The 21,623-nt window shown below is 63.0% G+C and carries 23 protein-coding genes, 1 tRNA gene and 3 pseudogenes; 19 read left to right on the top strand and 8 right to left on the bottom strand.

Going from position 1 to position 21,623, the window contains the following annotated elements:
* From MTBSS4_RS11545 to MTBSS4_RS11555, 3 genes and pseudogenes are all read left to right on the top strand, one after another.
* Positions 1 to 880, top strand: a pseudogene (locus tag MTBSS4_RS11545) (hypothetical protein); the annotation flags it as partial.
* Positions 881 to 919: 39 nt separating this feature from the next.
* Positions 920 to 2,587: a hypothetical protein gene (locus MTBSS4_RS11550; RefSeq protein WP_173983560.1), complete on the top strand. Its 1,668-nt coding sequence runs from the start codon at positions 920 to 922 to the stop codon at positions 2,585 to 2,587.
* A gap of 30 nt (positions 2,588 to 2,617) precedes the next feature.
* A complete protein-coding gene (locus MTBSS4_RS11555) occupies positions 2,618 to 2,920 on the top strand; it encodes a hypothetical protein (protein ID WP_173983561.1) in 303 nt (100 codons plus the stop codon).
* 3 nt (positions 2,921 to 2,923) lie between these two features.
* Here MTBSS4_RS11555 and MTBSS4_RS11560 read toward each other — a convergent pair.
* The 4 genes and pseudogenes from MTBSS4_RS11560 to MTBSS4_RS11575 form a co-directional block, all read right to left on the bottom strand.
* Positions 2,924 to 3,079: pseudogene (locus MTBSS4_RS11560) on the bottom strand (transposase domain-containing protein); the annotation flags it as partial.
* A 10-nt stretch (positions 3,080 to 3,089) separates the two neighbouring features.
* Positions 3,090 to 3,350, bottom strand: a pseudogene (locus MTBSS4_RS11565) (transposase); the annotation flags it as partial.
* An 86-nt stretch (positions 3,351 to 3,436) separates the two neighbouring features.
* On the bottom strand, positions 3,437 to 4,279 hold the full coding sequence (gene tnpB, locus MTBSS4_RS11570) for an IS66 family insertion sequence element accessory protein TnpB (protein ID WP_173983563.1): 843 nt from the start codon (positions 4,277 to 4,279) through the stop codon (positions 3,437 to 3,439).
* A gap of 119 nt (positions 4,280 to 4,398) precedes the next feature.
* Positions 4,399 to 4,472, bottom strand: a tRNA-Gly gene (locus MTBSS4_RS11575).
* A gap of 168 nt (positions 4,473 to 4,640) precedes the next feature.
* Between MTBSS4_RS11575 and MTBSS4_RS11580 the strand changes: the two genes are divergently transcribed.
* The 9 genes from MTBSS4_RS11580 (at position 4,641) to MTBSS4_RS11620 (ending at position 13,688) form a co-directional block, all read left to right on the top strand.
* Entirely contained in the window at positions 4,641 to 5,030 is a 390-nt protein-coding gene (locus MTBSS4_RS11580; protein WP_256367409.1) for an ISAs1 family transposase, read from the top strand.
* 23 nt (positions 5,031 to 5,053) lie between these two features.
* Positions 5,054 to 5,509 carry an ISAs1 family transposase gene (locus tag MTBSS4_RS11585; protein WP_173983593.1) on the top strand — a complete coding sequence of 152 codons (456 nt, stop codon included), beginning with the start codon at positions 5,054 to 5,056 and terminating at the stop codon, positions 5,507 to 5,509.
* 132 nt (positions 5,510 to 5,641) lie between these two features.
* Positions 5,642 to 6,388 carry a signal peptidase I gene (gene lepB, locus MTBSS4_RS11590; protein ID WP_173983564.1) on the top strand — a complete coding sequence of 249 codons (747 nt, stop codon included), beginning with the start codon at positions 5,642 to 5,644 and terminating at the stop codon, positions 6,386 to 6,388.
* The gene (gene rnc, locus MTBSS4_RS11595) at positions 6,389 to 7,075 is read left to right on the top strand and encodes a ribonuclease III (RefSeq protein ID WP_173983565.1); all 687 of its coding nucleotides are present in this window, start codon (positions 6,389 to 6,391) and stop codon (positions 7,073 to 7,075) included.
* Positions 7,072 to 7,983 carry a GTPase Era gene (gene era / locus MTBSS4_RS11600; protein ID WP_173983566.1) on the top strand — a complete coding sequence of 304 codons (912 nt, stop codon included), beginning with the start codon at positions 7,072 to 7,074 and terminating at the stop codon, positions 7,981 to 7,983. The genes rnc and era overlap by 4 nt, the downstream gene beginning before the upstream one ends.
* Positions 7,984 to 8,031: 48 nt before the next feature.
* Entirely contained in the window at positions 8,032 to 8,214 is a 183-nt protein-coding gene (locus MTBSS4_RS11605) for a hypothetical protein (protein WP_254432505.1), read from the top strand.
* 1 nt (position 8,215) lies between these two features.
* Positions 8,216 to 8,929 (top strand): DNA repair protein RecO, encoded by a 714-nt coding sequence (gene recO / locus MTBSS4_RS11610; RefSeq protein ID WP_173983568.1) that lies wholly within the window; start codon positions 8,216 to 8,218, stop codon positions 8,927 to 8,929.
* A 36-nt stretch (positions 8,930 to 8,965) separates the two neighbouring features.
* On the top strand, positions 8,966 to 11,188 hold the full coding sequence (parC, locus tag MTBSS4_RS11615) for a DNA topoisomerase IV subunit A (RefSeq protein ID WP_173983569.1): 2,223 nt from the start codon (positions 8,966 to 8,968) through the stop codon (positions 11,186 to 11,188).
* Positions 11,189 to 11,312: 124 nt separating this feature from the next.
* Positions 11,313 to 13,688, top strand: coding sequence for a penicillin acylase family protein (locus MTBSS4_RS11620; protein WP_254432506.1), 2,376 nt, complete (start codon positions 11,313 to 11,315; stop codon positions 13,686 to 13,688).
* On the opposite strand, the gene MTBSS4_RS11625 is transcribed toward MTBSS4_RS11620, so the two are convergent.
* Entirely contained in the window at positions 13,666 to 14,166 is a 501-nt protein-coding gene (locus tag MTBSS4_RS11625) for a flavin reductase family protein (protein ID WP_173983571.1), read from the bottom strand. The two genes, MTBSS4_RS11620 and MTBSS4_RS11625, sit on opposite strands and share 23 nt — an antisense overlap.
* Before the next feature lie 221 nt (positions 14,167 to 14,387).
* On the opposite strand from MTBSS4_RS11625, the gene motA reads away from it, so the two are divergent.
* The 4 genes from motA to MTBSS4_RS11645 are packed head-to-tail and all read left to right on the top strand — an operon-like array spanning position 14,388 to position 17,553.
* Positions 14,388 to 15,248, top strand: a complete 861-nt coding sequence (motA, locus tag MTBSS4_RS11630; RefSeq protein WP_173983572.1) for a flagellar motor stator protein MotA — start codon at positions 14,388 to 14,390, stop codon at positions 15,246 to 15,248.
* A 7-nt stretch (positions 15,249 to 15,255) separates the two neighbouring features.
* Positions 15,256 to 16,245, top strand: a complete 990-nt coding sequence (locus tag MTBSS4_RS11635) for a flagellar motor protein MotB (RefSeq protein WP_173983573.1) — start codon at positions 15,256 to 15,258, stop codon at positions 16,243 to 16,245.
* Positions 16,246 to 16,251: 6 nt separating this feature from the next.
* Positions 16,252 to 16,758, top strand: coding sequence for an RDD family protein (locus MTBSS4_RS11640; RefSeq protein WP_173983574.1), 507 nt, complete (start codon positions 16,252 to 16,254; stop codon positions 16,756 to 16,758).
* 51 nt (positions 16,759 to 16,809) lie between these two features.
* On the top strand, positions 16,810 to 17,553 hold the full coding sequence (locus MTBSS4_RS11645; protein WP_173983575.1) for an arginyltransferase: 744 nt from the start codon (positions 16,810 to 16,812) through the stop codon (positions 17,551 to 17,553).
* 5 nt (positions 17,554 to 17,558) lie between these two features.
* Here the strand turns inward: MTBSS4_RS11645 and MTBSS4_RS11650 are convergent, their stop codons facing one another.
* Positions 17,559 to 18,011, bottom strand: a complete 453-nt coding sequence (locus MTBSS4_RS11650; protein WP_173983576.1) for a M67 family metallopeptidase — start codon at positions 18,009 to 18,011, stop codon at positions 17,559 to 17,561.
* Positions 18,012 to 18,356 (bottom strand): hypothetical protein, encoded by a 345-nt coding sequence (locus MTBSS4_RS11655; protein WP_173983577.1) that lies wholly within the window; start codon positions 18,354 to 18,356, stop codon positions 18,012 to 18,014.
* A 56-nt stretch (positions 18,357 to 18,412) separates the two neighbouring features.
* Here MTBSS4_RS11655 and MTBSS4_RS11660 point away from each other — a divergent pair, with 56 nt between their 5' ends.
* The 3 genes from MTBSS4_RS11660 (at position 18,413) to MTBSS4_RS11670 (ending at position 20,827) form a co-directional block, all read left to right on the top strand.
* On the top strand, positions 18,413 to 19,405 hold the full coding sequence (locus MTBSS4_RS11660) for an RluA family pseudouridine synthase (RefSeq protein ID WP_254432507.1): 993 nt from the start codon (positions 18,413 to 18,415) through the stop codon (positions 19,403 to 19,405).
* 131 nt (positions 19,406 to 19,536) lie between these two features.
* Entirely contained in the window at positions 19,537 to 20,427 is an 891-nt protein-coding gene (rpoH, locus tag MTBSS4_RS11665; protein ID WP_173983578.1) for an RNA polymerase sigma factor RpoH, read from the top strand.
* Between the two features lie 76 nt (positions 20,428 to 20,503).
* Positions 20,504 to 20,827 carry a hypothetical protein gene (locus tag MTBSS4_RS11670; protein WP_173983579.1) on the top strand — a complete coding sequence of 108 codons (324 nt, stop codon included), beginning with the start codon at positions 20,504 to 20,506 and terminating at the stop codon, positions 20,825 to 20,827.
* A gap of 5 nt (positions 20,828 to 20,832) precedes the next feature.
* Here the strand turns inward: MTBSS4_RS11670 and MTBSS4_RS11675 are convergent, their stop codons facing one another.
* A complete protein-coding gene (locus tag MTBSS4_RS11675; protein ID WP_173983580.1) occupies positions 20,833 to 21,522 on the bottom strand; it encodes an alpha/beta hydrolase in 690 nt (229 codons plus the stop codon).
* Between the last annotated feature and the right edge of the window lie 101 nt (positions 21,523 to 21,623).

Genomic DNA, 21,623 nt, shown 5'->3' on the forward strand with positions numbered 1-21,623 from the left:
GCGCCCTAATCATAAAATGTATATAAAAGAGATTGGGGATGAAATAAGAAGCTTTGGCGGGCATTCGATTCGCAATTTGTTCCGAAGTGGAGAGGGGCCTGCATACGAAGAAATCGTTGTCGATGTTTGTAAGAAATTGGATGTTCCATACGAGAACGGCAATACTGTTCTGAATGAAGATCGTATTCTTGTAAATCACCTGAAAACAAATTTTGGAAAAATGACGAAGGAGGAACAGGAGGCTGCCCTTAAGGATGTCCGCTCAAAAGCTACGGCAATCGCAAACAATAAGGCCAATCTTGCCGGGGCCGGCGTTGCCCTTGTCGCCACGGCCCCATTGGCGATTACGGCGGGCGTCATTACCGCATTCGGCCCAGCCTACCGGGTTACGGCTCCCTGCGTTCTTCATATCGCATATTTGCGGAAGAAGTTTCTGGAGAGCGCGGGGCTCGATCTGACCGGTGCGGTGATCAAGATCAATCACCTTGAGGAATCCCTCAAGAAGGCGGCTTCAGCCTTCAAGGATCATCAAAAGCTTGAGGAGTTCATCGTCTGCTTCTGGGCCATTGGCTACGCCATGTCCGTGTGCGATGGGCCGGCCTGCGATGAAGAAAAAAATGCCATCGCAGAGTTCATATCCGGTGCATCGAAAGACGTGGTTCCGGCCTCGGTCCGCGACAAGATCCATGAAATCCGGCGGACTCCTCCAGACTTCATGGGGGCGATGAAATTCGTTGAATATATCGGCCCTGAGGTTTGGCCCTACGTCGATGACTTTCTGCTGTATCTCGCGGAGGTCGATGGGCCTGTAAACGAGTTCGAGGAGGATTTCCTCGATCGCTGGGAAAGCTACAAAAAGCGCAAACTCAAGAGCGCATAGCCCAATCTCTTTGGATCACCGGATGGCAACGAGGAAAAAATGGACGCTCATGATCGCTTCAAGAAGAGGCTCGCTCTTTCCTCTGCCCGAAACGCTCTGCTTGCGGAGCGCGACGCCTCGTCGCCTGAAGGTAACCTTCCAACCTCGAGTGCGGACTATTCTCAACTGGACCAAATGTCTGGCTTCGATGCTCACCCCCCCTTACAGGCTGAGGCTGACGCACTGTTGGTCGAAATCACCGGTAAGCTGGATGAGGAGAAGCTCTCAAATCTTTTCGAGGCGTGCCAGAAGGAATGCCTCCAGGCAGTGATTCGGCCGTTTGGGTTGGGGCGTATTCTTTTTGATGACATGCTGGGCGGGAATGTCGCGACCATCCACAATGTGCGGTCCGAGGAATACAGAAAGGAAAATATAACAGCGTGGTCGGAAAGTGGTGAAAAAGCTAAATTCGAATCGAGGCCAGAATACAAGGACGTGAAGCACAAATATAAACAGGACTCTAGGTATATTGATGCAAACGCAAAGATATCAAAAAAGAAACTCATTAAGCATGGCGGGGTTATAAATGATACTTATACTGATGAGTCTCTTGGGATAAATGAGGATAGAGACCTTGATCACGTTGTTCCAACTTCAGAAATTCACAATGATGCCGGGATCTATCTCGCAGATTTAGATCCAATTGCTTTGGCGAATATACAGTCAAACTTAAAGGCTACAAATGCCTCTATTAACAGATCAAAGAATGGAGATTCTGCGAAAAAATTTGCAGAAAGACTGCGAAAGCAATCTGAAACACGGAAAGAGAAAATTAACAAGCTTAGCGAGCTCAGCAGCTTGACGGATGAGCAGGCAAAGGAGCTGAACAAACTAAAGCACCTTGACGAAGTTAACGAGAAAAAACTACTTGCAGCCGATGATGCTGCCAGAAAAGAAATAAATGGATCAGTAAATAATTCATACTACACAAGCAATAAGTTTATCAAAAACACAGCGATCACAAGCGCTAAAGAAGGCGGGAAGATGGCGCTTCAGCAATCCGTTGGCGTGCTGATGGAGGAATTCGTCCGCGCTGCTTTCGCTGAGGTCAAGGACGCCTGGAAGCATGGCTTCAAAGAGAGGGTGGATGACACGTTTCTGGATGCCCTGAAAGTACGACTGCTAAGGGTTGCTGAGCGCGTTCAGAACAAGTGGAAGGATGCGGTGGGGGCATTCAAGGCCGGCTTCATCAGTGGCTTCCTGTCCAATCTCGTCACCGTGATCATCAATATGTTCAGGATGACTTCCGCACGGATGGTTCGGATCATCCGCGAAGGGTTCATGTCGCTTTGCCGGGCCATGAAAATGTTGGTCCTGCCTCCGGAGGGAATGTCCGCAGCCGAAGCGGCGGACGCGGCTTCAAAATTACTGGCAGCCAGCTTAGTGACGGGCGGAGGGATCATGCTCGAAACTGCGCTTGAAGGTATCCTCACGTCATTCGGACCGTTGGCCCCGTATATCTCATCCATCTCTGTCGGCTTGGTCACGGGACTATGCACCGTATTCTCGGCGTATCTGCTGGATCGCCTCGACCTATTCGGCGTCCATGCCAGCAGCCGGCATGAGCATGTGGTCGCCCGGTTAAACGAGATGATCGACGAATCCTATGAACGCGCATTGGAATCGTCCAACGTTTTCGACGGTCCTGCGCTCTTGCATCTGACATAGGACCGGACAGTTCAAGTCGGAGGATTCCCTATGGTGGGGATGTTGATTAGACTTTTCTCCCTGACTGGTGGCGTCTTTTCGCCAATTGGAGAAGATTGCTCGGTGGAGGACTTTGGGGGTGCCGTTCCGGTCGTTGGCGATCTGATCGTGATCCCCGGTGTTCGTGCAGGGCTGGACCGCCAGAATCGGGAGGTCGCGGAGGTCGTCCGGCGCTACCTGATACCGGGAGCCGATGGCAGCAATCGTGTCGGATTGATCGTGACCCTTCGGAGTGGGAAACAGGGCGAGATCAATATTCTTGGTAAGCATCCGGTGAGAACCGCAGCCCCGTAGGTCTCAGGCGGCAGCGGCAGTCCGCATGGTGGCGCTCCGCCAGTTCCACGGCAGGAGTTCATCGATCTGGTGAGCCGGATGCCCGGCGATGCGGGCGAGGACGTCGGCCAGCCAGGCCTGGGGATCGATGCCGTTCATCTTGGCGGTGACGATCAGGCTGTACATGGCGGCTGGTCTTGGCCACCGCCTGCTCGGCGGCGATCTCGTCCTCGGTGGCGGTTGCGGCCAGATCCTCGAACGTCAGTTCCATCTGATCGATCAGCCGGACGGTGCGTTCGGCGCGGGAGCCGTACAGCGCCCGGTTCAGCTTCTCGATCTGCAGTTTCTGGTGCGCGATCAGCGCCTGGTCATCGGCGGCCTTGGCCCGTGCCACCGCCAATGCCGCCTTCAGAGCGTCGATTTCATCGGGAATATCGTCGGCGACCGGCATTTCCATGGAAAAATGGAATCATAAATCCCGCCGTTTGGCTTCCAGAAAATGGCGGAAATCATAAGAAAACGCTCGATCTCCTCGGCTCAGCCGGCGCTTTGCGGACGGAAGGTATGACGCGGGCTACGCCAGTCGATCCCGTCCAGCATATAGGCCAGTTGGGCTGGCGAAATCGCCACCACACCGTCGGCCGGGGATGGCCAGATGAAGCGGCCTTTCTCCAGCCGCTTGGCGTAGAGCGACATCCCCAAGCCATTCTTCGTCAGCGGCAGAAACACCATTTTCTTGGAGATGCTCACCGTCTGCCACGTAAGTCCGAGAATTTCCGATTGGCGCATCGCGGTTTCCAACGCGAATTGGATCACATCCCAGATATAGACGGTGTTTCCCGCGAGGGCGGCATCGCGGATCAGTTCCATCTCGCCATGATGAAGGCGGCGGTCACGGGACGGGGGCATTTTCGGCTTCCTCAGCGCGTCGAGGAAAACGTCCTTCAATGGCACGTCCCAATCCAACCTCGCCGCACGCAAGACGACACCAAACGCCAAAAGATCGTGCCGCACCTGCTGGTTCCCAACCTCCTTCAGCCGTTCATCACGGTACCGCGCGAAAGCGCCAGTGGTCAGTCGGTCGAGCGTCAATTTGGTGATCGGATGACGGAGCAACCGCTCCATCCGATAGCGTTCTTGGTACGCACTGCGCTTGGTTGGGGTCACTGTGTCCCGATAACGCTCGATGAGGTCAGCAAGCGTGGTGGTCGCCAGTTCAATCACCTCGGAAGGGCGTTCGGCAACGTCGAACTCAGTTTCCTTGGTTCGGCTCCACGTGACCGCAGCGGCTTTAGTCGAGAACGTCCGTGACAGCGTTTTCTGCCCAGAACGGCGGACCAAAGCCTGCCAATTTCCATTGCGTTTTCTGATAGTTGCCAAGCCTCTCCGACCCCGCACTGTGCCAAAATTGTGCCAAAGTGGGTTTTTCGGAGGGTTTTGGAAACAGTTCGCTGATAACCGTCACGGGCTATCGTGTTGATATATCAGCGAAAAAGCGTTGGAGCGGGTGAAGGGAATCGAACCCTCGTCGTAAGCTTGGGAAGCTTCTGCTCTACCATTGAGCTACACCCGCGCCGAGGCGCAGAAAATAAGGGGTTCAGTGTGCGATGCGCAAGCCTGACGATGACCCCGTTGCCAGAAATTGCCAGATGCTCCGACATCAGGCAACCCCCTTGACGTGATATCGTGCAGCCTGAGTCTGTAAAGACATGGTTACGCCGTCAGCCACGAAATCGATTGGCTGACTGGAGATCGTCGCTACCCCGGTGAACCGCGCTTCCATGCCCTGCGCTGCCTCGTCCGCACCACAACCCGAACCGAATGGCGCGGCAAGGTGACCGAGGATACCCGCTATTTCATCTCCTCCGCTCCCCTGTCGCCCGAACGCGCCGCCGAGGCCATCCGTTGCCACTGGGGTATTGAGAGCATGCATTGGGTGCTCGACGTCATCTTCAAGGAGGACCTGTCCCGCTTGCGCCGAGGTCACGGCGCTCAAAATATGGCACTCGTCCGACGCCTCGCCTTCAACATCGTCCGCGCCGGACGTGGAAAGCGCTCCATCAAGACCGCACGAAAGGCCGCAGGCTGGAACCCTGACTTCCTCGCAGCCCTCATCTTACCGCCGCGTTAACCTGGACTCGTTGCCGTGNGGAGATCGTCGATAAGGATCACGGCAGAATCGAAACGCGCCGTTACGCCGTCAGCCACGAAATCGATTGGCTGACTGGAGATCGTCGCTACCCCGGTGAACCGCGCTTCCATGCCCTGCGCTGCCTCGTCCGCACCACAACCCGAACCGAATGGCGCGGCAAGGTGACCGAGGATACCCGCTATTTCATCTCCTCCGCTCTCCTGTCGCCCGAACGCGCCGCCGAGGCCATCCGTTGCCACTGGGGTATTGAGAGCATGCATTGGGTGCTCGACGTCATCTTCAAGGAGGACCTGTCCCGCTTGCGCCGAGGTCACGGCGCTCAAAATATGGCACTCGTCCGACGCCTCGCCTTCAACATCGTCCGCGCCGGACGTGGAAAGCGCTCCATCAAGACCGCACGAAAGGCCGCAGGCTGGAACCCTGACTTCCTCGCAGCCCTCATCTTACCGCCGCGTTAACCTGGACTCGTTGCCGTGGACTGACGCTGTTCGTATTGACAGGCGGGCCGGGGGCTGGCTTGATCTGCCCGTGTGGCTGAGCATCGGCGCCAGTCATTCTTTTTTAATTCAAGCGATTGGACGACTTGCTTCATGTCGAAGGATAAGCCAGGCGGTATCATGGAAACGGTCAGGACCGTCGTCTACGCCATGCTGATCGCCGGATTGGTGCGAACGGCGGCGTTCGAACCGTTCAACATTCCATCGGGATCGATGATTCCCAGCCTGCTGATCGGCGACTACCTGTTCGTCTCCAAATACGCCTACGGCTATTCGCGGCATTCGATGCCGTTCAGCATCGGCCCGTCGGGCGGGCGGATCATGGAGGCGATGCCCGAACGCGGCGATGTCATCGTCTTCAAGAAGCCGCCCGAGAACAAGGTCGACTACATCAAGCGGGTGGTCGGTCTGCCAGGGGACCGCATCCAGGTCAAGGGCGGCATCCTCCATATCAACGGCACGCCGGTGGAGCGCCGGCGGATCGAGGATTTCGTCGATCGCGGCGACCGCGACGGCAACATCTTTCGGGCGCACCAGTACGTGGAGATCCTGCCGGGCGGGCGCCAGCACCGCATCATCGAGACCCACGGCGACAACGGCCCCGCCGACAACACCTCGGAATACCGGGTTCCGGCCGGCCATTACTTCATGATGGGCGACAACCGCGACAATTCCGCCGATTCCCGTTTCCTGTCCGATGTCGGCTATGTGCCGGCCGAGAATCTGGTGGGGCGTGCCGAAGTGCTGTTCTTCTCGGGCGATGGCACCGCCGCCTTGTGGGAGGTCTGGCGCTGGCCGTGGGCGATCCGCTATTCACGCCTGTTCCAGGGAATCGAGTAGGTGGCCGGCGTTTCCCCCGACTTTTTCCAAGCCCTCGGGCATGTCTTCGCCCGTTCCGATCTGCTGACCCAGGCGCTGACCCATCCCAGCGTCGGCCAGGGGCGCCGCAATAGCCGGTCCGTTCCCTACGAGCGTCTGGAATTCCTGGGCGACCGGGTGCTGGGGCTGGTGGTGGCCGACATGCTGTTCCAGGCATTTCCCGACGAGGCCGAGGGGGCGCTGGCGCGGCGCTTCACCGCCCTGGTCCGCCGCGAGACGGTGGCCCGGGTGGCGCTGGCCATCGGTCTCGACGGCCAGCTGGCCATGGCGAAAGGCGACGAGGATGCTGGCGGACGCGGCAATCCCGGTATCCTGGCCGATGCCTGCGAGGCGGTGATCGGGGCCTTGTATGCCGATGGCGGCTACGAGGTGGCGGCCCGCTTCGTGCGGGCTCATTGGAGCGGCCTGATGAGCGAGGCCCTGGCTCCGCCCAAGGATGCCAAGACCACCCTTCAGGAATGGGCCCAGGGGCGGGGCAAGGCCCTGCCGGTCTATACCGTCGCCGGGGCCGAGGGACCGTCCCACGAGCCGGTTTTCCTGGTGGAAGTGGCGGTGGACGGCGTAGGCTCGGCCAGTGGCCAAGGTCCATCCAAGCGCATCGCCGAACAGGCCGCCGCCGCCGCCCTGCTGGAAAAGGTCATGTCATGAGCGAAGTTCCCGAATCCGACCAGCGCTGCGGCTTCGTCGCGGTGGTGGGCGCGCCCAATGCCGGCAAGTCTACCTTGGTCAACGCCCTGGTGGGAACCAAGGTCTCCATCGTGTCGCCCAAGGTACAGACCACCCGTTTCCGGGTGCTGGGAATCGTCATGGCCGGCACCGCCCAGGTGATCCTGGTCGACACCCCCGGCATCTTCAATCCGAAGAAGCGGCTGGAACGCGCCATGGTCGCCGCCGCCTGGACCGGCGCCGACGACGCGGACCACATCTGCGTCCTGATCGATGCCCATCGGGGCTATGACGACGACGCCCGCGCCATCGTCGCCCGCCTGAAGGCGGCGGGGCGCAAGGCCATCCTGGTGCTGAACAAGATCGACCTGATCAGGCGCGAGAAGCTGCTGGGCCTTGCCGCCGACCTGGATGCCGAGGGGATTTTCACCGACGTGTTCATGATCAGCGCCCTGAACGGTTCCGGCGTCGCCGACCTTCTGGCCCACCTGGAGAAGCTGGTGGCTCCCGGCCATTGGATGTTTCCCGAAGATCAGATCTCCGATTTGCCGCAGCGTCTGCTGGCCGCCGAGATCACCCGCGAGAAGGCTTTCCTGGCGCTGTACCAGGAACTGCCCTATTCGCTGCATGTGGAGACCGAGACCTGGGAAGAGAAGGACGACGGTTCCGCCCGCATCGACCAGGTCATCTACGTGGAGCGCGACAGCCAGAAGCCCATCGTCCTGGGCAAGGGCGGCAAGCAGATCAAGGCTATCGGCGCCGCCGCCCGCGCCGAGCTGGAGGAATTGCTGGAACGCCGCATCCACCTGTTCCTCTACGTCAAGGTCAAGGACGACTGGAGCGAGAAGCGCGGCCATTACAATGAAATCGGCCTCGATTTCGATGCCTAGAGCCGGACGCCTTGGGGTCCGTCCGTGACGCCGCGCGCCATTGGACTCGTGCTCGTATGGGCGGCGGTCGCGGTGGCGCTGGGACTGCTGCTGCACCGTTTCTCCCGCGGCGCCTGGAGTCTGGAGGATGACGACATCCCGCCGGTGACCCGTATCCAGAAGCTGCTGGGACTCGGCATCCTGGTGGCGGCCTTGGGCGGCACCGTGGTCGTGGTGTGGAGCGTTCTGTAGAATGGAATGGGAGGACGAGGCGGTGGTGCTGTCGGTTCGCCGTCATGGCGAGCATGGCGGCATCGTCAACCTGCTGACCCGTTCCCACGGCCGCCATGCCGGTCTGGTCCACGGCGCCCAGTCCAAAGCCAAGAGCGGCCTTGTCCAGCCCGGCAACCATGTGCGGGCGTGGTGGCGGGGCAGGCTGGCCGAGCATCTGGGCAGCCTGCGCGTCGAGGTGCTGCACGCCCATGCCGGCGCCGTGCTGGATGATCCCGCCCGGCTGGCGGCCCTGTCCTCGGCCTGTGCCCTGGTTGACATGGCGTTGCCCGAGCGTCAGCCGCATCCCGGCGCCTTCGTGGCGCTGGAGGCGCTGCTGACCGCCCTGGCGGCGGAATCCTGGCCCAGCGTCTATGTGCATTGGGAACTGGCGCTGCTGCGCGACCTCGGCTTCGGACTCGACCTTTCCGCCTGCGCCGCCACCGGCGTCACCGAGGACCTGGGCTATGTCAGCCCCAGGACTGGCCGGGCCGTCAGCCGCGTCGCCGGCGAGGCCTGGAAGGACAAGCTGCTGATCCTGCCCCGTTTCCTGGTCGAGGGCGGCGAGGGTGACGACGGGCAGATTCGCCAGGGTCTGACGCTGGCGGGAGTCTTCCTGGAGCGCCATGTCCTGGCGGTTCATCACCTCGCCATGCCGGCCGCCCGAATACGACTGGTTGACCGTTTCCGTGCTTGAGATACTATATCTCGACTTTTCATCCCGAGGATCCCCATGACCAAGCCCGCCGCGACCGGCGATATCCGCGAGACGCCGCTGGCCGAAGCCCTGGGCGAGCGCTATCTCGCCTATGCCATGTCCACCATCGTGTCGCGCTCGCTGCCCGACGTGCGCGACGGGTTGAAGCCGGTGCATCGCCGGCTGCTGTTCGCCATGCGCCAGTTGAAGCTGGACCCCGATGGCGGCTTCAAGAAATGCGCCCGCGTGGTCGGCGACGTCATCGGCAAGTATCACCCGCACGGCGACGTGGCGGTCTACGACACCCTGGTGCGACTGGCGCAGGATTTCGCGGTACGTTATCCGCTGGTGGAGGGCCAGGGCAATTTCGGCAATATCGACGGCGATAATGCCGCCGCCATGCGATACACCGAGGCCAAGCTGACGGCGGTGGCCGCCGCCCTGATGGACGGCCTCGACGAGGATGCGGTGGATTTCCGCCCCACCTATGACGGCACCGAGGAAGAGCCGGTGGTGATGCCGTCGGCCTTTCCCAATCTGCTGGCCAACGGGTCGGCCGGTATCGCGGTGGGCATGGCCACCAGCATTCCACCCCATAACGTCGGCGAGATCTGCGATGCGCTCAGCCATCTGATCGTTCGTCCGGACTGCGCCATCGACGAGTTGATCGAACGTCTGCCGGGGCCGGATTTCCCCACCGGCGGCGTGCTGGTGGAAACCAGGGAGGCCATCGCCGAGGCCTATCGCACCGGCAAGGGCAGTTTTCGCGTCCGCGCCAAATGGGCGGTGGAAAAGCTGTCGCACGGCCTTTACCAGATCGTCATCACCGAGATTCCCTATCAGGTGCAGAAGGCCAAGCTGGTCGAGAAGATCGCCGAGTTGCTGAGCGAGAAGAAGCTGCCGCTGCTGGCCGATATCAGGGACGAATCCGCCGAGGACATCCGGCTGGTGCTGGAGCCGCGCAACCGCACCGTCGAGGCCGAGCTGGTGATGGAGCAGTTGTTCCGCCAGACCGACCTGGAGGCCCGCGCCAGCCTCAACATGAACGTGCTGGACGCCAATTCGGTGCCCCGCGTCATGAATTTGAAGGAGGTGCTGCGGGCTTTCCTCGACCACCGCATGGTGGTGTTGGAACGGCGCTCGCGCTTCCGGCTCGACAAGATCGACAAGCGGCTGGAGGTCCTGGATGGCTTCCTCAAGGTCTATGCCGATCTGGACGAGGTCATCCGGATCATCCGCTTCGCCGACGAGCCCAAGGCCGAGCTGATCCGCCGCTTCGGCCTGTCCGAGGTGCAGGCCGAGGCCATCCTCAACATGCGGCTGCGCTCGCTCAACAAGCTCCAGGAAATGGAGATCAGGACCGAGCATGCGGCGCTGTCGGCCGAAAAGGCCGATCTGGAGGCGCTGCTGGCCGATCCGGAGCGCCGCTGGCGCACCATCGCCGAGCAGGTCAAGGCGACCCAGAAGGCCTTTGGCGGCGCTACCCCGCTGGGCAAGCGCCGCACCGAGTTGGGCGATGCCCCCTCGGCGGTGGTGGTGCCCATCGAGGCCTACGTGGAGCGTGAGGCCATCACCATGGTGCTGTCGGAAAAAGGCTGGGTGCGGGCGCTGAAGGGCCATGCCGACAATCCGGAAGCGCTGAAGTTCAAGGAAGGCGACCAGCTTCGCTTCCTGCTGAAGACCTGGACCACCGACAAGATTCTGGTGTTCGCCACCGACGGCCGTTTCTACACCATCGGCGGCGACAAGCTGCCGCCGGGACGCGGCCATGGCGAGCCGCTGCGCCTGATGATCGATCTGGCCAACGATGTCGAGATCGCCACCGTCATGGTTCACAAGCCGGGGCGAAAGCTGCTGGTGGCTAGCGATTCCGGGCGCGGTTTCGTGGTCGAGGAGACCGAGGTGCTGGCCCAGACCAGGGCCGGCAAGATGATCCTCAATACCGGTGACGGCGAGAAGGCGGCGTTCTGCTTGGCCCTAGAGGGCGACGCGGTCGCCATCATGGGAGACAATCGCAAGCTGCTGGTGTTCATGGCCGAGGAAATTCCCGAGATGAGCCGGGGCAGGGGGGTGATCCTCCAGAAATACCGTGATGGCGGCGCCGCCGACATCAAGGTCTTCACCCTGGCCCAGGGGCTGACCTGGAGCCTGGGCGAGCGTACCCGCACCGAGGCCGACCTGACGCCCTGGCTGGGCAAGCGCGCCTCCATCGGCCGCCTGCCGCCCACCGGTTTTCCCAGAACCAACCGGTTCGGGTGATCGGCGGCTTCTTTTCCGTGCCGACGGCCGCCACTCGCCCTTCGCGGGATCGGACGCTTTACAGACGGACGGGGCCGGCGTAGGACTGGTCGCATCCGCCGCCATGGCAACGGAGGCAGGCACCGTGTCGACCGGCAATGACAGCGAAGGGGCCGCCGCCTCGCCCGGCCGGGAGATGGGCCGGCTGGGCTTCGCCGTCCGATCCCTGTTCCTGCTGGTCGTCCTGGCCGCCTCGGTGGCGTGGCTGGTGCTGATGAGTTCGCTGCCCCGCATCGACGGCACCTTGCCGGTGGCCGGAATCCGTCACGACGCAGCCATCGCCCGCGACCGGCAGGGGGTGCCGCGCATCATCGCCAAATCCACCGACGACGCCTATTTCGCCCTGGGCTGGGTTCACGCCCAGGACCGCATGTGGCAGATGGAATTGCAGCGCCGGGTGGGCGCCGGCCGCCTGGCCGAGATCGTCGGCGACGCCGGGCTATCCAATGACCGCTTCATGCGCACGCTGGGCATATACCGGCTGGCCGAGGCGTCCTTCGTCCGTCTGGACGAGGCTACCCGGGCGGCGCTGCTGTCCTATGCCGCCGGCGTCAATGCCTGGATGGAGGTCAACCACATCCGCCTGCCGCTGGAATACACAGTTCTCGGCTTTCGTCCGGAACCGTGGCGGCCGGCGGATTCCCTGGTCTGGCAAAAGCTGATGGCCCTGCAACTGGCCGGAGACTGGCACGAGGACATCCTGCGCGGGCAACTGGGGCGGGTGCTGGACGCCAAGCGGATGCGGGAGCTGTTTCCGGCCTATCCGGCCGATGCCCCGGTCACCCTGACTCCCGAGGGCGGCAAGGCGCTGCTGGACGCCATTCCCGACGATGCCCGGCCGCGTCCGGCCTCCAATATCTGGATCGTGGCCGGCAACCGCACCAAGACGGGCAGGCCCATGCTGGCCAATGATCCTCATCTCGGCTTTCGCGCACCCATCTTGTGGTATCTGGCCGAGTTGGAGGCGCCGGGGCTGTCCCTGAGCGGCGCCACGGTTCCGGGGGTGCCGTTCCACATCATCGCCCACAACGGCGTCATCGCCTGGGGATTCACCGCCACCCAGGCCGACACCATCGACCTGTTCGTCGAGAAGCTGGCCGGCGAGGATGCCTACAAGACCCCGGACGGCCCACGCCCGTTTCGTTTGCGTGACGAGATCATCCGGGTGAGGGACGCTCCCGACACCGTCCTGACGGTGCGCGAAACCCGGCATGGTCCGGTGATTTCCGATCTGGCCGGCCAGGACCTCGCCGGTCCGGGCGAGGTGGTCAGCATGGCGGCCACCCTGCTGGCCGAACCTGATCTTGGCCTCCAGGCGCTGCGGCGCCTCAATCTGGCGCGGGACTGGGATGGCTTCGTCGCCGCCATCGGCGACCTTCAGGCGCCGGTTCTCAATATCGGCTATGCCGATACCGCGGGCACCATCGGCTTTTACACCGCCGGCCGGGTTCCCGTCCGCAAGTCGGGCGACGGCTCGGTCCCGGTACGTGGCTGGACCAACGAGGGCGAATGGACCGGCCGGGTGGCCTTCTCCAGGATGCCGCAGGCGCGCAATCCGCGATCCGGCGTGCTGGTCAACGCCAACAACAAGGTCGTCGGCGACAGGTATCCCCACCTGATCACCGCCAACTGGCACGACGGTTACCGCGCCCGGCGCATCCTCGACCTGCTGGAGAGCGGGGGGCGGCTGACCCAGGCCGATATGTCCGCCATCCAGGGCGATGTCACGTCGTTGCAGGCGGTCGAACTGAAGGATTTGCTGGTTGGTCAGGATTTTGGAGAGAAGGCGGCCCAGGACGCCGCGCGCATGGTCGCCGAATGGGATGGAAGCGCCGACCGCCACCGGCCGGAACCGCTGATCTATGCCGCCTGGGTAAACCGCCTCTACCGGGCCGTGTTCGCCGACGAGGTCAAGGAGCGGTTCCAGTCCATGTCGGTGCTGCGTCCCCAGCCGCTGTTTCAGGTCCTGACACGGCGGCGGCACTGGTGCGACGATGTCGCCACCCCGGAGGCCGAGGGGTGCGAGGAGCTGATCGAGCACAGCCTGACCGGGGCGCTGGCCGATCTTTCCGCCGCCTGGGGGCCGGATATGGCCAGGTGGAACTGGGGGGCGGCCCATCCCGCCCGCTTCGACAACCCGGTGCTGGGACGGGTGCCCTGGCTGGACCGGCGGGCCAACCTGGAAATCGCCAGCGGCGGCGACGACTTCACCGTGGCGCGTGCCGGCTATCGCGCCGATTCCGGCCTGACCCGCTTTCCCCAGAATCACGGCGCCGGATTGCGGGCGGTGTTCGATCTGGCAAACTTGGCCGACAGTCGTTTCATCATCGCCACCGGCCAGTCCGGGCACCCGCTGTCGCGCCACTATGCCAGCATGCTGGAGGCCTGGCGCGACAACCGCCTGATCCGGCTTGATTCCGAAGGCGGCAGGTCGGTCCTTATCCTTGCGCCGGAGCGGTGAAGCCCAGGTCGAGATAGCTGCCGCGGAAATAGATCAGCGGGCTCCCCCCCTCCTGATGCCTCATCCGCTCGACCCGCCCGACGAAGATGACGTGGTCGCCGCCGTCCATGGTCTGGACGGTGGAGCATTCCAGGCTGGTGAGGCAGTTGGCCAGGATGGGGGCGCCGCTGTCCCAGGATTCCCAGGCGACGCCCTTCCATTTGTCCTCGGTCCGGCTGGCGAAACGGATCGACAGGTCGCGCTGGGACTCCGACAAGATGTTGACCGCGAAATGCCCGGCGGTCCTGAACGCATCCAGCGACAAGGTGGCGTTTCCCAGGCAGAACAGCACCAGCGGCGGTTCCAGCGACAGCGACGAGAAGGCGCTGACCGTCACCCCCACCGGTTCGCCGGTTGCCGGATTGACGGCGGTAACCACCGTGACGCCCGAGGCGAAACAGCCCAGGGCCTTGCGGAAAGAACGGGAGTCCAGGGGCATGGAGAAACTCTTTACAACCATTGTCAGGGATGCAGATTACCGGCCTTGCCGCCGCAAGGTCAAATGTCCGCTCTTGGTCTTCGGCCGGCAAAGCCCCTGATCCAACATTTTTCGTCACCACAACACAGTTGACTCGCGACAGCGGCAAGGAATTATAGCATCCTCCGGATCAGTAAGGTGATCTGTCCGCTCTTTTCGGAACGGCAGGGCAGGGGAAGCGTATGTTCGCCATTATCGGCATTGTCGTGACAATCGTCTGTGTGATCGGTGGTTATGCCGCCCCCGGTGGTCACCTCAACGTTCTTTGGCAGCCATTCGAGTTCATCATCATCCTGGGCGCGGCGGTCGGCTCGTTGCTGCTGGGCAACGGCAAGACCATCATCAAGGGCATCGTCGCCAACCTGGGGGTGGTCTTCAAGGGCGCCCACCACGGCAAGGACGACTACATCGAGATGCTGTCCATGCTCTACGCCGTGTTCAAGCTGGCGAAGACCAAGGGCGACCTGGCGCTGGAAAGCCATGTGGAAAAACCCGACGAAAGCCCGCTGTTCGCCAAGTTTCCCAAGTTCACCAGCGACCACCACACCCGCACGTTCCTGTGCGATTACCTCCGCCTGCTGACGCTTGGCACCAGCAACGCCCACGAACTGGAATCCATCATTGACGGCGAGCTGGAAGCCCACCACAAGCACTATCACGAGATTTCCCACGCGGTGAACCTGATGGGCGACGCCATGCCGGCACTGGGCATCGTCGCCGCCGTGCTGGGCGTCATCCACACCATGGGATCGATCACCGAACCGCCGGAGGTGCTGGGCCACCTGATCGGCGCCGCCCTGGTGGGAACCTTCACCGGCGTGCTGATCTCCTACGCCTTCGTCGCCCCCATCGCCCGCAACATGCAGTTGTGCTTCGATTCGGACCACTATTACTTCCTGGCCATCAAGGCCGGTCTGCTCGGGCATATGCAGGGATACGCGCCGCAGGTCTCCATCGAGTTTGCCCGCAAGATCCTGCCCGACGAACTGCGGCCGACCTTCCAGGAACTGGAAGAAACGGTCACCAACCTGCCGCCGGATTGATCGGGCCATGGCCGAGGGCGGCAACCAGATCATCATCAAGCGGATCAAGAAGTCCGGCGGTGCCCACCACGGCGGCGCCTGGAAGGTGGCCTATGCCGACTTCGTGACCGCCATGATGGCGTTCTTCCTGCTGCTGTGGCTGCTGAACGCCGTCACCGAGGAACAGCTGACCGGCGTTTCCAATTACTTCGCCCCCACCATGGCGTCCAAGAGCGCGTCGGGCGCCGGCGGCGTGCTGGGCGGCAAGGTGATCGGCGAGGGCGCCCAGTCGTCCAACACCTCGTCTCCGTCGCTGGTCCAGCACCTTCCCCCCACGTCGATCGGTCCCGGCGGCGAGGACCTGACCGGTTCCAAGGAGTTTCCGTCCGACAGCGACGCCGAGGGCAAGGACGGCACCGGCGAAGGAAAGGACAACGACAAGGCCGGCATGAGCGAGAAGGAATTCAAGGAAGCCCTGGCCCAGCGCGAGCAGCAGAAATTCGACAAGGCCAAGGATATCCTCGAAGGCGCCATCAAGGGCATTCCCGAACTGAAGCAGTTCCAGGGCAGCATGCTGGTCGACAACACCCCCGAGGGACTGCGCATCCAGATCACCGACCAGGAAGGCCTGGCCATGTTCCCGTCGGGGTCCAGCGCGCCGTACGGCCATACCAGGGCGATGCTGGACGTGGTGGCCCGCGTCATCCGCCAGTTGCCCGAGAACCGCATCGCCATTTCCGGCCATACCGACGCGGTGCCGTTCAAGGACCCGTCCGGTTACACCAACTGGGAGTTGTCGGCGGATCGCGCCCTGGCCAGCCGCCGCTCGCTGGTCGCGTCGGGCGTGCCCGAATCCCGCATCGATCGGGTGATCGGCCGCGCCGATCAGGAACCGCTGGACAAGAGCGACCCCAAGGGGTTGCGCAACCGCCGCATCAGCATCATCCTGCTGCGCGAGAACGACCTGGGGCCGACCAATTCCCAGTCCCTCTCCGTGCCCATAAACAAGACAAGATAGACCGCCATGGCCACCGATCTCGCCACCATCGAGCATGTGCCGGAATGGGGCGATCCGTGGAATCATCCCCGCTACTACATGGGGATAAGCCTGCGCCGGATTTATGGCTATCTGCTGGACATCGTGGTGGTGGGGCTGCTGTGGGGCATGGCCTATGTCGCCAGCATCATCCTGGGGGCCCTGAGCCTGGGGCTGCTGTGGCCGCTGCTGATGGTTCTGCTGGCCCTGGTGCCCATCGCCTACCACACCTTGACCATCTCGGGCCCCCGCGCCGCCACCTTGGGCATGCGCATCGCCGGAATCAAGGTGATGTCCGTCGCTCCGGGGGCCGAACTGACCGATGGCCGGCCGAGCCTGTTGCAGGCGTTGATTCAGACTATCTGCTTTTACGGCTCCATCGCCGTTACCGGCAGCCTGATCCTGGTGCTGGCGCTGTTCAATCCCCGGCGCCGCACCCTGCATGATTTTCTGGCGGGAACCGTGGTGGTGAACGATCCGGCGCAGTGGCGATAGAAGGCACGGCGCCCCATATTGAACGGCAGAGCTGACCGCACGCTGGAGTCCATGGACCACTTTCCACTGAAACGGCCGCATTTCTTCTTCACGACGGCGCCGTTGCCCTGTCCGTACATACCGGGCCGTCTGGAGCGCAAGATCGTGACCGAGCTGAATGGCGGCGACGCCGATTCGCTGCACGAGGCGCTGTCGCGGGCGGGATTCCGCCGTAGCCATTCCATCGCCTATACTCCCGCCTGCCCCGGATGCAGCGCCTGCATTCCGGTGCGTATCCTGGTCGGCGGCTTTTCTCCCGACAAGACCATGCGACGCATCGGGCGCGTCAATTCCGAGTTGACGGCGGCCCGGGTGCCGGCCAAGGCCACCGCCGAGCAGTTCCGGCTGTTCTCCCGCTATCAGGAGTCCCGCCATGTCGGCGGCGACATGGCGCTGATGGGGTTCTACGACTACCGTTCCATGGTCGAGGACAGCCCGGTCGAGACGTTTCTGATCGAATTCCGCCAGCCCGACGGCATCCTGGTGGCGGCCTGTCTGGCCGACCGGATCGGCGACGGCCTGTCGGCGGTCTACAGCTTCTTCGAACCCGATCTGGCGCGCAACAGCCTGGGAACCTATGTGGTTCTGTGGTTGATCCGGGAATGCCGCCTGCTGGGGCTGCCGCATCTGTATCTCGGCTACTGGATCGCCGAAAGCCGGAAGATGTCCTACAAGGCCCGCTTCAAGCCGCTGGAGGCCTTCGGCCCCGAGGGCTGGCGGGTGATGGAACTGGAGACGGAAGCCGGCCCGGAATGACCCGTCTATCCGGATCGGGACCTATCCGTCTGGTGAATGGTGACGGGGCGGACCCGTCGGCCCTCGCGGTCGAGGCGATGGGCGAGGATCTGGATGGTCTGGGGGCGGCCGTCGGGCAGGGGGGCGACGGCGGCGATCAGCCAGATCATCTCCGGTTCCCAGGCCTGCTCCAGATCGGTGGGCGAGGGCAGGGGAGAGCCGTTGGGATGGGAATGCCAATGACCGACCAGGCGTTCGGCGGTGCCGCGCAGGGCGCGCTCGGTCGCGAATCGGACCCGGGGATCAAGCTCGAAACGGTCGGGCGCGCACCCCGCCAGCAGATTCGGCGCCGGCACCAGCCGGGTGACCTCGATCACCCGTTGTCCCCGGCCCACCAGCAGGCCGCAGCATTCGAACGGAAAGGCGGCCTCGGCCGCGTCGGCGATGACGGCCATGTCCCCGGCCGACAACCTGATCATCTAGCGCACCGACGGTTCCGGAGCGAGAACGAAGGCGCCGGCGACCTTGCCCCCCGCCGGATCGATCACCAGCAGGCGTTCCGGTCCGCCGCCGGATAGGCGCAGCACCACCCGGTCGCCGACGGTGCTCATCTGGTCGATGCGGCTGCCGGCGGGAAGGGGAATCTGGACGGTTCCGAATTCGGCGACGGCGGACGGAACGGCGGCGGAAGAAGAGGGAGACGAGGAGGAGGATGCCGCCGTTCCCTTGAGATGCGCCCCGGTGTAAAGGCCGTAGCCCAGCGCGGCGAAGCCGATCACCAGCAGCAGGCCGAGGAAGGCCACCAATGCCTTGAGTGCTTTCATGGCGTACGCTTCAATCCCTGTTCGCCTGGCCGCTTCGGATCGGCCATGATGGGTGGATGACGATTCAGACCCCGATGCCGCAACATATCCTGACTCCCGATCCGGTCCTGCCCGCCGAGGCCGGCACCCGCCTTGACAAGTGGCTGGCCGTGCGCCTGCCGGACCTGTCGCGTTCGCGCATCAAGGCGCTGATCGAGGAGGGAACTGTCGCCTGCGAGGGATCGACCATAGCCGACCCCTCGCACAGGGTCAAACCCGGCCAGACCTACAGCCTGGGCGTGCCGCCAGACATCCCGGCCGAACCCGAACCCCAGGCCATCGCCCTGACCGTGGTCTACGAGGACGATGACCTTATCGTCATCGACAAGCCGGCGGGCATGGTGGTTCATCCGGCGCCCGGTAATCCAGACGAGACCCTGGTCAACGCCCTGCTGGCCCATTGCGGCGAGTCCCTGGCCGGAATCGGCGGGGTCAGGCGGCCCGGAATCGTTCACCGGATTGACAAGGACACCAGCGGATTGATGGTGGCGGCCAAGACCGATGTCGCCCATCGCTCGCTGTCGGCCCAGTTCGCCGCCCATACCCTGGAGCGCGCCTATCGCGCCCTGGTGTGGGGGCTGCCCTCTCCGGGAAAGGGGGAGATCGAGGGCAATATCGGCCGTAATCCCCGCGACCGCAAGAAGATGGCGGTGGTCGGTCATGGCGGCAAGCCGGCCCTGACCCGCTACGAGGTGCTGAAGAGCTTCGCCAATGGCGCCGTCAGCCTGGTGGAATGCCGGCTGGCCACCGGCCGCACCCACCAGATTCGCGTCCACATGACCAGCCTTGGCCATCCGTTGGTCGGCGATCCTTCGTACGGGCGCAACCGCTCCAATCGGCTGGGGGGGCTGTCGGCCGAGGCGCGCCGCGCCCTGGCGGAATTTCCCCGTCAGGCGCTTCATGCCTATCTACTCGGCTTTTTACATCCAACCAAAGGGTATGTCTTGCGGTTCGAAAGCAGTACGCCACCTGATATCAATGCCTTGATTGAAAAGTTAGAGGGCATTTAAAAAAGACTATACTTGAGCGCCCAGCTATGACATTCTCCTTGGTGAGAGAGCGGTGATGCTGTGGCCGTCGGGCGATGTTGCCCCGGTCCGGAAACGAGGGAATACCCTCCGCGCCGCAAGAGGAGATGACCATGACGGCAATCGCTTCCAGTCTGTCGCTGGCGCCTGAAGGCAACCTCACGCGCTACCTTCAGGACATCCGCAAATTCCCCATGCTGCCGCCGGAGGAAGAGTACCAACTGGCCAAGCGCTTCCGCGAGCATGGCGACCTTCCCGCCGCCGACAAGCTGGTGACCAGTCACCTGCGGCTGGTGGCCAAGATCGCCATGGGCTATCGCGGCTATGGCCTGCCGCTGGGCGAGCTGATTTCCGAGGGGAATGTCGGGATGATGCAGGCGGTCCGCCGCTTCGACCCGGAGCGCGGTTTCCGTCTCGCCACCTATGCCATGTGGTGGATCAGGGCCGCCATTCAGGAATACATCCTGCATTCGTGGTCGCTGGTGAAGATGGGCACCACCGCCGCCCAGAAGAAGCTGTTCTTCAACCTGCGCCGGCTCAAGGGGCAGATGCAGGCCATCGAGGAAGGCGACATGTCGGCGGAGAACGTGGCCAAGATCGCTCATTCCCTCGCCGTCACCCCCGACGAGGTGATCAGCATGAACCGCCGGCTGTCGAGCCCGGACCATTCCCTGAACGCCCCGGTGCGCATCGAGGGCGAGGGCGAGTGGCAGGATTGGCTGGTCGATGATCGCGAGGATCAGGAAACCGAGCTGGGTGAACGCGAGGAACTGGGACAGCGCCGCCAGATGCTGAGCGGAGCCCTGGCCCAGTTGAACGAGCGTGAACGCGCCATCTTGGTGAAGCGTCGGCTGACCGACAATCCCGCCACCTTGGAGGATCTGTCGCAGCAATACGACATCTCGCGCGAGCGGGTGCGCCAGATCGAGGTTCGCGCCTTCGAGAAGTTGCAGAAATCGGTCAAGTCCGCCGCCAGTCAGAGGGAAGCCGGAACGTTGCGCTGAGCCCGAGGGGAGTTAACGCTTCCTTCATCGGGGCGGTGATGAACTGACGGGGAATCATTTCGCCGGAGTCGTCCCCATGCGCGTCATCTCTCTTCTTGCCGGCCTGGTTCTGCTGGCATCGCCGGCGACGGTCCTGGCCGATCAGGATTCGGCCCTGGCCGCCGTCCGTTCGCAGCCGGGGGTGCTCGATGCCCAGATCGATGATCGCGGCAGCCTGTGGGTGGTGGTGAAGAACGCCCGAATCGCCTGGGATCAGTACGCCGTCGGCATGTGCGCCCTGGTCAGGCCGCATCAGGCACGGGTGTTCTCGGCCAAGATCATCGACGTGACCTCGGTGGGGCGGGGCAAGAAGTCCAGCGAGTGGAAGCAGCTGGCCCAGGCCGACTGCTCCCGGCTGTAGCTTCCCTACGGCATCGCCGCCGCCAGTTCCGGCTCGCGCGCCGGGGGGGCGGCCTGTTCGGCCGTCGCGTCCATCAGGTAGGAATCCACCATCTCGCCCAGGGTGTCCAGATGGGTGCCGAAGAAATGGTTGGCGCCCTCGATCGTGCGGTACCTGACCCGGATGTTGCGCTGGGACGCCAGCTTGGCGGCCAGTTTGGCGACCGAGGCCTCGGGCACCAGGTCGTCGTCGGTGCCGTGGACGATCAGACCCGAGGACGGGCAGGGCGCCAGGAAGGTGAAGTCGAACATGTTGGCCGGCGGCGCCACCGAGACGAAGCCGTCCAGCTCGGGCCGCCGCATCAGCAATTGCATGCCGATCCAGGCGCCGAACGAAAAGCCGCCGATCCAGCAGGCGCTGGCATTGGGGTTGAACGACTGCATCCAATCCAGCGCGCTGGCGGCGTCCGACAGTTCGCCCTGTCCGTTGTCGAACTTGCCCTGGCTGCGCCCGACTCCCCGGAAATTGAACCGCAGCGTCGAGAACCCCCGGCGGACGAAGGCATGATACAAGGCATAGACCACCTTGTTGTTCATGGTCCCGCCGTGCTGGGGGTGGGGGTGAAGCAACAACGCCAGTGGGGCGTTCGGGGACTTGCCGTGGTGGTAGCGACCTTCGAGGCGGCCGTCCGGTCCATTGAAAATCACTTCAGGCATGGCTCACCGTATACTCTCCAAGGCCCGGCGGCCCGCCCGTAGTTGAGCGGGGCTCTCGGGGAAAAAACAGCGTAGAGTCGGAATTGGGCTGGTCAAACTTG

Origin of the sequence: Magnetospirillum sp. SS-4 (assembly GCF_902729425.1) — a bacterium.
GTDB lineage: Bacteria > Pseudomonadota > Alphaproteobacteria > Rhodospirillales > Magnetospirillaceae > Phaeospirillum.